Source organism: Roseivivax sediminis, from assembly GCF_900112685.1.
In the GTDB taxonomy this organism is placed as follows: domain Bacteria; phylum Pseudomonadota; class Alphaproteobacteria; order Rhodobacterales; family Rhodobacteraceae; genus Roseivivax; species Roseivivax sediminis.
Genome location: NZ_FOMS01000005.1, coordinates 182,384 through 194,040 on the forward strand (window position 1 = coordinate 182,384; position 11,657 = coordinate 194,040).

The following is an 11,657-nucleotide window of genomic DNA, read 5'->3' on the forward strand; positions in this document are numbered from 1 at the left end:
CGGATACCCGTGGGGAGGGTTCGGAGAGTGGGGCTATCCGGGCGGATAGGATGCGGAGGGCCCGGCGCGTCGTCCGAGCAGTTCCGCGGGTGGAGACGGCAGGAGCGAGGGGCCGGCCCCTCGCGCTCCCCGGAGTATTTGCGGCCCAAAGAAGCAGGGGCGGGCGCGCTGTGGAGAGAGATCGCGCGGCCCGGACCGGGACCGTCAGCCGCGCCGAGAGGTTGCAGGGATCAGAAGAGGCCGGCTTCCTTGGCGATGATCGCCGCCTGGGTGCGGTTGGACGCGCCGATCTTGCGATAGAGCGTCTTGACGTGCAGCTTCACCGTCGGCTCGCGGATGTCGAGATCGCGGGCGATCTCCTTGTTCGACTTGCCGAGCGTGAGGCCTTCGAGCACTTCGAGCTCGCGCCGCGAGAGCGTCTTGGCCAGGGCGTTCTCGGGCGCGTCCGGTTCGCGCGCGCGCATGAAGTCCAGCGGCGCGTATTGCTCGCCCATCGCCATGAAACGCACCGCGTTCACAAGACTCCGCGCCGGCAGGGTCTTGGGCAGGAACCCGGCCGCGCCGACCGCGAGCGCCTCCTCCGCGACCTCGCGGTTCGCGGTCCCCGAGATCAGCGCGACGCGGTGGCGGCCCGGCAGGGCCATCACCTTGCGCAGCCCCTCGAGCCCGTCCATGCCGGGCATCGAGAAGTCGAGAAGGACGAGATCGAAAGGCGTGCCCGCCTCGATCAGTCGCAGGGCGCCGCCGAGGTCGGCCGCGGTCTCCGTCGTGATGCCGCCCTCGTTCTCGAGATACAGAACGACCGTATCGCGAACGAGGTCGTGGTCATCGGCAATCAGGATACGCAAGCTCTGTCCTCCGGCCGCCGCAAGTCGCCGCGCCGGCCCCTCGGGGGCCGTCTGCCGCGATCCTTCTGCGCGCAAGGGCGCTGTTTCCAAACGGTTGGTCTGCATCTCGGTCCATCGCCTCGCCTTGTCGTTGTGTCAAGTCAACACCGTGAACGTGGCGAGAGAAGGGCATCCGCGCGTGATGTCCATCCGTCGCACGGACAGGTCGCGGTGCCCGTTCGGACAGGGGCGCGCGCCGTTCGGGCCATGGCGCGCCCCGTTCTCCCCGGACCGGTGTCCCCATCGGGGCGGACACCTCTCCCGCGGCGGCGGGCCGCCCCGCCGGACGGGCAGCCGCTCACCCGGCGGGGCGCGCGCGCTCGCCGGGCGGGACGTGGCGCGGCACAGGCCAGGCGGGGCAAATCCGGTGCAACGACAGCCCTTTGCGCCAGGAGACGCCCCGATGAGCTACGCCTACCCGATCACCGCCGGCCAGCCGGTCCACCCTGCCCCGACCGCCGCCGCCGCACCGGCGCCGCGGGCGCTACGGACCCTGCCTCTTTTCGGCCTCGACGTCGTGTCGGCGCCGGCCGCGGCCGTGCTCGACCGCCTGATGCAACCGGGTGCCCGGGCGCGGGTCGCCTTTCTCAATGCCCATTGCGCCAATGTCGCGGCGCGGGACGCGGCCTATCACGACGCGCTCGCCACCGCCGACATGGTGCTGCCGGACGGTGTCGGCGTGGAGATCGCCGCTCGCCTCACAGGCGACAACATCACGGAGAATCTGAACGGGACCGATTTCACGCCGAAGCTGATGGCACGGGCCGCCGCACGCGGGCTGAGCGTCTACCTGCTGGGTGGCCGGCCTGGCGTGGCCGACGCGGCGGCGCGGCGGCTCTGCCTCGACCACCCAGGGCTGCGCGTCGTCGGCACGCGGGACGGGTACGAGGGCCTGGCCGACTCCGCCGCCGCCATCGCCGCGATCAACGCGGCGCGGCCCGACATCCTGCTCGTCGCGCTCGGCGTGCCGATGCAGGACCGCTGGCTGGCCGACAACGCCCGCCGGCTGGGCGCCCGGATCACCATGGGGGTCGGCGCCCTGTTCGATTTCCTGGCGGGCCGCGTGGCGCGGGCGCCGCAGATCGTGCGGCGCGCGCGCGCCGAATGGGCCTGGCGCCTGGCGATGGAGCCGCGGCGCATGGCTGGCCGCTACCTGGTCGGCAACGCGACCTTCCTGGCGCGGGCCGCCCGGGCCGCTATCGCCGAACTCGACCGTGTCGCGGCGACGCGCCGGGCGCTCGACCTGACGCTCGCCGGCGGCGCGCTTCTGCTGCTGTTGCCGGTCGCCCTGCTTCTCGCCGCGGCGATCCGGATCGACAGCCGCGGCCCGGTCCTGTTCTGCCAGACGCGGATCGGCAAGGACGGCGTGCCCTTCCGGCTCTACAAATTCCGGTCCATGCACGTGGACGCAGAGGCACGGCGCGCCGCGCTGCTGGCCCAATCCGACCGCGCCGGCGTGTGCTTCAAGTCGCGCAACGATCCGCGGGTGACGCGGATCGGCCGGCTGCTGCGCCGGTTCTCGATCGACGAACTGCCGCAGATCCTCAACATCGTGCGCGGCGAGATGTCGATCGTCGGTCCGCGCCCGGCCCTGCCGCAGGAGGTAGAGGCCTATCCCGCGCGGGCGCTCGGCCGCCTGGCCGTCAAGCCGGGGCTCACCGGCATCTGGCAGGTCTCCGGCCGGGCCGAGATCGGCTTCGACAAGATGATCGACATGGATCTCGCCTATGCCCGCTCGCGTTCCGTCCTTCTCGACCTGGTGTTGATCGCACTGACATTCCGGGCCGTCATCGGCGGGCGCGGCGCGTATTGACCCCCTCCTGGACGGGCCGCCTACCCGAACGGATAGGTCCGACCCTCCGGATACCCATCTGCGAAACACGTCCCGATTGTGCCATGAAACCCCTGCCAACGCCTGATGAGAAGCCCGAGCCCATGACCCCGATTCGCCTTGCCCTGACCCTCCTCTTCGCCGCGCCCGCCGCCCTGGCACAGGATCTGCCGGCGCCCGACGCCGACCCGCTGCTGACCGTGAGCGGAGAGATCGGCTGCACCAACGACGGCGACTCGGCGGTCTTCGACCGGGCCATGCTCGAGTCGATGAATCCCGTGACGATCGAGACCGAGACGATCTGGACCGACGGCGTGCAGAGCTTCACCGGCGTACCTCTGGGCGAGATCCTGTCGGCCGCCTGCGCCGAGGGCAGCGCGATCCAGGCCACCGCGATCAACGACTACGCCGTCGAGATCCCGCGCGCCGACTGGGAGCGCGAGGGCCCCGTCGTCGCCTACCTGAACAACGGCGAGCCGATGTCGGTGCGCGACAAGGGGCCGCTCTGGATCGTGTACCCATACGATTCCGAGCCCGAGTTCCAGTCCGAGGTGACCTATTCGCGCAGCATCTGGCAACTGGACCGCATCGTCGTGACCGAGTAACCGGGTCGCGCAATGCGCGACGACACGACCGCCGATTCCCCCCAGGGGACAGAGCGCTACCCGCACTGGCGGCGCACGCGCATGGCCCCCGCCATCGCCGCACTACTGGTCTGCGCCGGCCTCGTCATCGGCATCGGGGTACTGCTGGACCGCCAGATCGAGGCCTTCTCGACGGCCAATTCCGACAACCTGCAATGGACCCTCGCGCAGACCGAGGTGGAATACCTGCGCTTCCGGCTGTCCCTCGCCGAGGCCCAGCGCGACCCCGAGCCCGGCGCCCTCGCCCGGGTGCGGCGCAGCTTCGACATTTTCTACAGCCGCTTGAACACGCTGTCGGAAGCCGAGGCCTTCCGGGCCCTGCGCGACGTGCCCGACTACGAAGGCCCTCGCACCCGGGTCTTTGAATTCCTCGACGGCGCGGTGCCGCTGATCGACGGTTCAGATGAGAGGCTGCGCGCCGGGCTCGACGAGCTGAAGCAGGACGCGCTGGCCGCGCAGGAACCGTTGCGCGCACTGACGCTGGAGGGACTCTCCGCCTTCGCGGAGGTGGCGGACGACCGGCGCACGGAACTGGTTCGGGTGCTCGGCCTTCTCGGGCTCGTGCTCGCGGCGCTCTTTGCCGGGCTCGTCTTCCTCGCGGTCTTTCTCTACCGGCTCGTGAACCTTGCCGAGGACCGGGAGCGCGATGTCACGCGGGGCGCAGTGCGCACCCGCGCGATCGTCGAAACCTCGCTCGACGGTATTTTCGTGCTCGACGGCGAAGGGATGATCGAGGAAGTGAACATGGCCGGCCGCGCGATCTTCGGGCTCGGTCCGGAAGAGGGTATCGGGCTTCAGATCACCAGCCTGTTCCCGCCAGAGGCGCAAGAGGCTCTGCGCGACGGACCGTTCGGGTTCCTGACCGGCGATGCCGCCCGGTCGGTGCCGCCGCAATCGCGCCGTTTCGAATCGCCGGCCCGCGACATGGTGGGCCGCACCTTCCCCGCCGAGATCTCGGTCGGCCGCGCGGACACCGAGGGCGCGCCGGTCCACATCGCCTATATTCGCGACATCTCGCGCCGCAAGGCGGCCGAACAGGGCCTGACCGAGGCGCGCGACCGGGCCCTCGCCGGAGAGCGCGCCAAAGCCGAGTTTCTCGCGGTGATGAGTCACGAGATGCGCACGCCGCTGAACGGGCTGCTCGGTTCCATGCAGTTGATGCGCGATCATGCGACGACGGAGCGGCAAAGCGAGCTTCTGGACCGGATGCAAAGCTCCGGCCGGATGCTGCTGGGTCTCGTCAACGACGTGCTGGACCTGTCCAAGTACGAGGCCGGCAAGATGGAGGCGGAGCGCCGCCCGCTCTCCGTGGAACGGTTGCTGGACGGCGTGGTCGAGACCATCGCGCCCCTCGCCGCGGCGAACGGCGACACCCTGGCATGGGAATGGATCGGTCCCCCGCACGATGGCTGCACCGGCGACGCCAGGCGACTTCGGCAGGTACTTCTCAACCTCGCGGGCAATGCGGTGAAGTTCACGCGCGGCGGCGAGGTCACGATCGAGGTCGAGGCGCTGGGCGATGGCGACATGGTGGAGTTCCGCGTTATCGACACCGGCATCGGTATCGCGGAAGAGGACGTCGAACGGATCTTCCTCGATTTCGAGACGCTCGATTCGTCCTATGCCCGCGCCGCCGGCGGCACCGGGCTCGGACTCGGGATCGCGCGGCGGCTCGCCCGGCTGATGGGCGGAGACATCGGCGCCGAAAGCGAACCGGGCGAAGGAAGCCTGTTCTGGCTGCGCGTACCGCTCCTTTGCGGCGACGCCGATGCCGCAGGTGAGCATGCGGATGCCGCCGGCCCGGCGCGGCCGGCCTCCCCGCTCGACCTGTTGCTGGTGGAGGACAACCCGATCAACCGCGCCGTCGCGCGCGAGATGCTCGAGGCGGACGGACATAAGGTGACGGAGGCCGAGGACGGCCGCGCCGGTGTCCACCGGGCCGCCACGCGGCGCTTCGACGCCATCCTGATGGACGTCTCGATGCCCGTCATGGACGGGCTGGAGGCAGCGCGCGTCATCCGCGACGGGGCCGGCCCTTGCCGCGACGTACCGATCCTCGCTGTCACCGCACATGCCCTGCCCGAGGAGATCGCCGGCTTCCACGCCGCCGGCATGACCGACGTGGTGAACAAGCCCATCGACCGCGACGTGCTCGCGCGGACACTGGCCGCCGCCATTGGGACGGGTCCGGATGTCGGCCCTGCGGTGCCCCGCACGGACCGCACCGACCCTCTGGTCGACGAGGCGCATCTGCAATCGGTCTGGACCGATCTGCCCGAGGGCGCGCGCGAAGGCCTGCTGGCCCGCGCGATGGAAGAGATCGACGCGACCGTCGCCGCCGTGGCCGCGTCCGACGGTCCGGACCAGGCCGCGCTGCGCGAGGATGTGCACCGCGCCGCCGGCTCCTGCGCGACGCTGGGCTTGCGCGCCCTGCACCGTGCGCTGGCGGACATCGAGACGGCGCTGAAGCGCGGCGAGCCGCTGGATCCGCTTCAGCGGGCGGAGCTGTCGACGCTCTGGGCCGGGACCTCGACAGCCTTGGCGCGCTGGCGCGACGGGGCCTGAGCGGCAGCGCTCAGCGCACCACCAGGCCCGCTGCACCGACGATGCCCACGACCCGCGCGACCTCGGTCAGGTTGGTCACGCCGCTGTCGTAGCAGGCGATGGCATCGCCAGGCAGAAGATAGGGATCGTAATCGTCGCGGTCGGCACGGGCGCGCATCTCCTCCACCGACCGTTCGATCACCACCGACACGCCGGTCACCGGGTTGCGGGTGAAGAGTGCGGCCGACCGAGCCGCCGAGGACGCGCGCGCCCCGCCGACACAGTTGGCGTCGACCACCGCCTGCATGTAGCGGGTGCCGTAAGGCACCTCGCGCACCTCCTGCCCGATCGCCGAGGGCGCGTTGCCGGTCGCCGGCACGGTCAGGTTCGACAGGTAGAGCGCGATGCCCGGCGGGCTGATCGGCGAGGGCCGCATCAGGTCGTCCTGGAAGCACTGGCGCGACGGCACGTGCACCTCGTCGCCGGACGCCAGGATCACGTCCGGCACCGCCCGACCCTCCATCACCCCGCGCAGGTCGAGCGTGTAGACGCTGCCTCCGCGGGTGAGCTGCACCGCCGAGAGGTCCGCGTCGGGCCGGATGCCCCCGGCGCTGCGGATCGCGACCGACAGGTTGCGCCCCTCGGTCGAGGCACCGAGCGCCGCCTGTCGCCGCGCGTCGCGATCCTGCCCGGAGACGTTGCCGATCTCCACCGGCTGGGGTTCGAACACCGCCCCTGACACCGCGACGCGGACGGAGGCGAGGTCGGTCACCAGAAGCGACAGCTCGGGCGTCTCGTCGTAGAACTCGCCCGCCACCAGCGCCGAGCGCAGATCGGCGGCGACGGCCTCGGGCGTGCGACCCTCGGCGCGGATCGGCCGCAGGAACGGCACCTTCAGCGTGCCGTCGCGTGAGACGACATAATCGCCGGTAAAGGTCTCCTCGTCCGGCAGGCGCAGATCCAGAAGATCGCCGCGCGACAGCGTCTCCCCCGAAAGCTGAGCGGGAACGCGCGTGCCGAGCTTTGCGCCGCCGCGTCCGTCGCCGGGGCCGCCCGCGAAGGGCCGGCATCCGGCCGCGTTCATCTCTGCCGCGCGCAGGACGGGCGGGTCCGCCGGCGGTCGCACGAGATCGCGCCACTGCGCCTGGTAACCGGCGCCGCGCGACACCGGCTCGAGGTTCTGCGCCGTCCGCGGGGCGGCACAGCCACTGGCCAGCGCCAGGACCGACAGGCCGAAAACGGCAGCTCTGCAGAAGACGAGACGGGTCACGGGGCGCGGATCTCCGGCGGGAAGTGATGTGCCTCAGATGTCGCACGCCGCGTGCCGTCCGTCCACCGACCCGGCCGGCGCCGGCAACCTATCCGTGCGGATAGGCCACAGCCCGTCTGCCCCCCTCCGCTCTCCCCCGGCGCGGAAGATTTCGCGAGGCCATGGGCTTACACCTCCCTCACGCCCTGCAACCCAAACCCCGACGGATGCCATGACCCTGACCCGCCGCCTCGGCCCCTTCGCCCGTCCGTTGATGGCCTACTGCTTGTCCGAAGGCGCCGCCAAGGTGTCGCGGCTGGCGGTCGTGGTCGCCGTCGCACGCAGCATGGAGCCCGCCGCGATCGGCATTGCCGCCGCCGCGCTCGCCGCTGCCGATATCCTCAAGGCGCTGACCGAGAACGGCGCGGGCCAGCGCATCATCGCCGCCTCCGACGCCGATCTCGCCGCCACCTGCCGCACCGCGTCGCGGATCTTCTGGGCGTGGTGCCTGGGGCTCTTCGCGCTACAGATCGCGGTGGGCGCGGCGCTCTGGGCGATGGGCGGCTCGCTGCTGCTGTTCGCGCTGATCGCGATCCTGGCGGCAGAGTACCTGTTCATGCCCGCCGGCCTCGTGAGCTGCGCGCTGGCGATGCGCGCCGGCAAGATGCAGGCCACCGCCGCCATCGCCGGCGGCCAGGTGGTCGGCGCGAACCTGATGTCGGCAATCCTTGCCTTCGCTATGCCGGGGCCGCTCGCCCTGGTCCTGCCGCGCCTTCTTGCCGCGCCGATCTGGCTCGTCGCAATGCGCCGCCTGCACCCCTGGACGCCGGACCGCGCCGCGCGCCCCGCCCCGCTGCGCCCCTTCGTGCGTTACGGCGCGTCGGTGCTGGGCGTCGAGGTGGTGAAGGCATCGCGGATGCAGGGCGACAAGCTGATCGTCGGCGCCATGCTGGGACCGGAACTGCTGGGCCTCTACTTCATGGCGTTCAATGCCGGTCTCGGCCTTGCCTCCTCCTTTGCACAAGCCTTCGCGACCGCCCTCTTCCCGCACCTCTGCACCGCGACCGACCGCGCCGCGGCGCTGCGCCAGGCGCTGGGTCTGTCGCTTGGCGTGATCGCCCCGGCGGTCATCCTGCAGGCGCTGGCCGCGCCCTATTACGTGCCGATCCTCTTCGGGAGCGGCTGGGACGGGATCTCGGACGTGGTCTCCATCCTCTGCCTCGCCGCGATCCCGGGGGTCGTCTGGTCGGCCGCCGCCGGATGGCTGCGCGCCCATGACCGCCCGCAGGTGGAGTTCACCGTGACCCTCGCCATGGCCGCCGCGCTGATGCTCAACGTCGCGCTTCTGGCCCCCTTCGGGCTGACCGCCATCGCCTGGGGCACGCTCGTCGTCACCGCCCTCACCCAGCTCGGCGCCGCGGCGCCTGTGCTCCGCCCCGCCCTTCGCCCCGCCCCTCAGGAGGCCTGATCCCATGCCGCGTTTCAGCATCGTCATCCCGGCCTTCAACGCCGACAACACCCTCGCCGACACCCTCGACAGCCTCGAACACCAGACCCTGACCGACTGGGAGGCGCTGATCGTCGACGACGGATCGACCGACGCCACCCGCGTCATCGCCGAGGCCGCCGCCGGCCGGGACCGGCGCATCCGGGTGATCGACAACCCTGCCAAGGGCCCCAGCGCCGCGCGCAACCTCGCGCTGACCGAGACGACCGGCGAAATCATCGCCTTTCTCGACGCGGACGACGTCTGGGCGCCGCGCAAGCTCGAGATCATGGCGCAGATCTTCCGCAACGCGGGTATCGACGCTGCCTTCTCGCGCATCGCCTTCTTCGACGAGGCGGGCACGCGGACCGTGTCCTCGCTGCCGGGCGGGCATGTGACCGTGCCGATGCTGCTGGGCGAGAACCCGGTCTGCACGATGTCGAACCTCGCGGTGCGCCGCGCCGCCTTCGCCGCGACCGGCGGCTTCGACACGCGGCTCGTTCACAACGAGGATCTGGAATGGCTGATCCGGCTCGTCGCCACCGGCAACCGGCTGGTCCCGGTGGCAGAGACGCTGGTCTACTACCGCACCAGCCCGACGGGCCTGTCCGCCGATCTCGCGGCCATGTCCCGCGGCCGCGAAGCAGCGGTAGCCACCGCCCTGCGCCATGGCTTCCGAACGAGTGCGCGCGCCGAAGCGATCCACCTGCGCTACCTCGCCCGCCGCGCGCTGCGCACTGACGCGCCCCCGCGCGAGACGCTGCGCCTCGCCCTTGCCGGGGCCTGGACGTCGCCCGCCGGCTTCTTTTCCGACCTGCGCCGCGGTGTCATGACGCTCGCCGGCGCGCTCGCTGCACAGATCCTGCCGCGCCGCACGCGCCGCGCGCTCTTCTCTCACTGATCACCTTGGAAAGGACCGGTCCAATGCCCCGCGCCTCCATCGTCGTGCCCGCCTACAACGCCGAAGCCACGCTCGACGAAACGCTGCGCTCGCTCGTCGCGCAGAGCTTCCGCGATCTTGAGATCGTGGTGGTCGACGACGGCTCCTCCGACCGCACGCCGGCCATCGCCCGGTCGATCGGCGATCCGCGCATCCGGCTCGTCCAGCAGCCCAACCGCGGCCTCGCCGGCGCCCGCAATTCCGGCATCCATGCCGCAAAAGGCGAATTCGTGGGGTTCTGCGACGCCGACGATCTGTGGCGTCCCACGAAGCTGGCCCGGCACGTCGCGCATCTGGACGCATCCCCCCAGGTCGGCCTCAGCTATTCGGGGTCCGAGCTGATCGACGCCGACGGGCGGAGCACGGGACTCGCGCAGCGCCCGCGCCTGTCCGGTGTGACCGCCGCGCATGTCTTCAAGCGCAACCCGGTCGGCAACGGGTCGGCGCCGGTCTTCCGGCGCGCCGCGCTTGACGCGATCGCCTGGCGCCCGGCGCAGGAGACGGCGCGCGACTGGTGGTTCGACGAGACCTTCCGGCAATCGGAGGACATCGAGTGCTGGCTGCGCCTGGCGCTCACCACCGACTGGGACATCGCCGGCGTGCCGGGCCTTCTGACCCGCTACCGCGTGGCCCCCGGCGGCCTGTCGGCGGCGCTCGACCGGCAATACGACAGCTGGGAGCGGATGGTCGCCAAGCTCACGCCGCTCGCGCCGGACTTCATGGCGCGGCACGCGCCTGCCGCGCGCGCCTACCAGCTGCGCTATCTCGCCCGCCGCGCCGTGAGCGCGGGTGACGCCGACGCCGCACTGGCCCGACTGCGCGCCGCCTTCGCCGCCTCGCTGCGCCCGGCGTTCGAGGAGCCGGTGAAGACCGGCGTCACGGCCGCCGCAACCCTCGCCCTCGCCGCCCTCGGCACCGGCCCGGTGGATACGCTCCGCCGTGCCGCCGCGCGTCGCACCGCCTGATCCACGCATTCAAAGGAAAGCTGCCATGATCCGCATCGCCCATCTCGTCGACGACACCAATCCCGGCGGCGTGACCCGCTACCTCGATTTCCTGTCGACCGACCCGCGCTTCGGCTTCGCCGCGCACGAGGTCATCGCGGTCGAGAAGAACCGCGCCGGCGCCGTGCAGACGGACGCCCACATCATCGTGTCGCACCTCGCGGTGAGTTGGCGCGGACTGCCCGGTCTGATGGCCCTGCGCGCGCGTCACGCCGGCACACCGCTGGTACATGTGGAACACAGCTATTCAGAGGGTTTCGTGGCGCGGAACGTGAACGCGCGCCGGCGGTTCGGCACGCTCCTGTCGGCCGCCTACGCGATGTTCGACCGGATCGTCGCGGTCAGCCAGACGCAGGGCGAATGGCTCGTGCGCCGCGGGCTCGTCTCGGACGAGGCGCTGGCCGTGATCCCGCCTTGCGTGGATCTGTCGGCCTTCCGCGCGCTGCCGGCCCCCGATGGACCGGTCCGGACGGTCGCGGCGCTCGGGCGGTTCCACGCGCAGAAGGGCTTCGATCTTCTGATTCGTGCCATGCGCGCGTCGTCGCGGCAGGACCTGCGGCTAGTGCTGATCGGTGACGGGCCGGACCGCGACGCGCTGGTGGCGCTTGCCGACGGCGATCCCCGGATCTCCTTCGCGCCGTTCGCCGCCGATCCGGCGGCGGCTCTGGCCCAGGCTGACGCGGTCGCAATGCCGTCGCGGTGGGAACCGTTCGGGCTCGTCGCTCTCGAGGCGCGCGCGGCGGGTCGGCCGGTGCTGGTGGCCAATGTCGACGGCCTGACGGACCAGGCGCGCGACGGCGCGATCGCGGTCGCGGCCCCGACCGTGGAGGCATGGACGACGGCCCTGGACAGCCTGGGAATTGCCGACGACGCGGCGCCGCGCGCGACCGGCCGCGAGGAGGCCGCCGCGCTCCAGTGGATGGCGCTGGCCGCCGACGTTCTGGCGCCGCAGGCCGAGGGCCGCGCCGCTGCTTGATCCGGCAGGGGGTGGGCAGATTGCCCACCCTACGACGCATCGCACCCGGCCGATCATGTCACCTCGTAGGGTGGGCAATCTGCCCACCCTTGTCCG

At 71.5% G+C, this 11,657-nt stretch carries 9 protein-coding genes; 7 read left to right on the plus strand and 2 right to left on the minus strand.

The window, feature by feature from the left end; translation table 11 throughout:
- Window positions 1–230: 230 nt before the first annotated feature.
- Window positions 231–848 carry a response regulator gene (locus tag F3H57_RS09750; RefSeq protein WP_149755708.1) on the minus strand — a complete coding sequence of 206 codons (618 nt, stop codon included), beginning with the start codon at window positions 846–848 and terminating at the stop codon, window positions 231–233.
- 442 nt (window positions 849–1,290) lie between these two features.
- On the opposite strand from F3H57_RS09750, the gene F3H57_RS09755 reads away from it, so the two are divergent.
- From F3H57_RS09755 to F3H57_RS09765, 3 genes are all read left to right on the plus strand, one after another.
- Window positions 1,291–2,700 carry a WecB/TagA/CpsF family glycosyltransferase gene (locus F3H57_RS09755; RefSeq protein WP_149755709.1) on the plus strand — a complete coding sequence of 470 codons (1,410 nt, stop codon included), beginning with the start codon at window positions 1,291–1,293 and terminating at the stop codon, window positions 2,698–2,700.
- 122 nt (window positions 2,701–2,822) lie between these two features.
- The gene (locus F3H57_RS09760; RefSeq protein WP_149755710.1) at window positions 2,823–3,323 is read left to right on the plus strand and encodes an oxidoreductase; all 501 of its coding nucleotides are present in this window, start codon (window positions 2,823–2,825) and stop codon (window positions 3,321–3,323) included.
- Window positions 3,324–3,335: 12 nt separating this feature from the next.
- Complete coding sequence (locus F3H57_RS09765) at window positions 3,336–5,927, plus strand: hybrid sensor histidine kinase/response regulator (protein WP_149755711.1); 2,592 nt, start codon at window positions 3,336–3,338, stop codon at window positions 5,925–5,927.
- A gap of 10 nt (window positions 5,928–5,937) precedes the next feature.
- On the opposite strand, the gene F3H57_RS09770 is transcribed toward F3H57_RS09765, so the two are convergent.
- Window positions 5,938–7,176 (minus strand): polysaccharide biosynthesis/export family protein, encoded by a 1,239-nt coding sequence (locus F3H57_RS09770; RefSeq protein ID WP_149755712.1) that lies wholly within the window; start codon window positions 7,174–7,176, stop codon window positions 5,938–5,940.
- A 211-nt stretch (window positions 7,177–7,387) separates the two neighbouring features.
- Between F3H57_RS09770 and F3H57_RS09775 the strand changes: the two genes are divergently transcribed.
- The 4 genes from F3H57_RS09775 to F3H57_RS09790 are packed head-to-tail and all read left to right on the plus strand — an operon-like array spanning window position 7,388 to window position 11,561.
- Window positions 7,388–8,623, plus strand: coding sequence for an oligosaccharide flippase family protein (locus F3H57_RS09775; protein WP_149755713.1), 1,236 nt, complete (start codon window positions 7,388–7,390; stop codon window positions 8,621–8,623).
- A 4-nt stretch (window positions 8,624–8,627) separates the two neighbouring features.
- On the plus strand, window positions 8,628–9,542 hold the full coding sequence (locus F3H57_RS09780; protein ID WP_149755714.1) for a glycosyltransferase family 2 protein: 915 nt from the start codon (window positions 8,628–8,630) through the stop codon (window positions 9,540–9,542).
- A 23-nt stretch (window positions 9,543–9,565) separates the two neighbouring features.
- Window positions 9,566–10,546 carry a glycosyltransferase family 2 protein gene (locus tag F3H57_RS09785; protein ID WP_149755715.1) on the plus strand — a complete coding sequence of 327 codons (981 nt, stop codon included), beginning with the start codon at window positions 9,566–9,568 and terminating at the stop codon, window positions 10,544–10,546.
- A gap of 25 nt (window positions 10,547–10,571) precedes the next feature.
- Window positions 10,572–11,561, plus strand: coding sequence for a glycosyltransferase family 4 protein (locus F3H57_RS09790; protein ID WP_149755716.1), 990 nt, complete (start codon window positions 10,572–10,574; stop codon window positions 11,559–11,561).
- The last annotated feature ends 96 nt before the right edge of the window (window positions 11,562–11,657 follow it).

What these genes read in the sequence shown, in the direction of transcription:
- F3H57_RS09775 (WP_149755713.1), top strand. Translation starts at nt 7,388, where the DNA reads ATGACCCTGACCCGCCGCCTCGGCCCCTTCGCCCGTCCGTTGATGGCC.
- F3H57_RS09765 (WP_149755711.1), top strand. Translation starts at nt 3,336, where the DNA reads ATGCGCGACGACACGACCGCCGATTCCCCCCAGGGGACAGAGCGCTAC.
- F3H57_RS09785 (WP_149755715.1), top strand. Translation starts at nt 9,566, where the DNA reads ATGCCCCGCGCCTCCATCGTCGTGCCCGCCTACAACGCCGAAGCCACG.
- F3H57_RS09760 (WP_149755710.1), top strand. Translation starts at nt 2,823, where the DNA reads ATGACCCCGATTCGCCTTGCCCTGACCCTCCTCTTCGCCGCGCCCGCC.
- F3H57_RS09755 (WP_149755709.1), top strand. Translation starts at nt 1,291, where the DNA reads ATGAGCTACGCCTACCCGATCACCGCCGGCCAGCCGGTCCACCCTGCC.
- F3H57_RS09790 (WP_149755716.1), top strand. Translation starts at nt 10,572, where the DNA reads ATGATCCGCATCGCCCATCTCGTCGACGACACCAATCCCGGCGGCGTG.
- F3H57_RS09780 (WP_149755714.1), top strand. Translation starts at nt 8,628, where the DNA reads ATGCCGCGTTTCAGCATCGTCATCCCGGCCTTCAACGCCGACAACACC.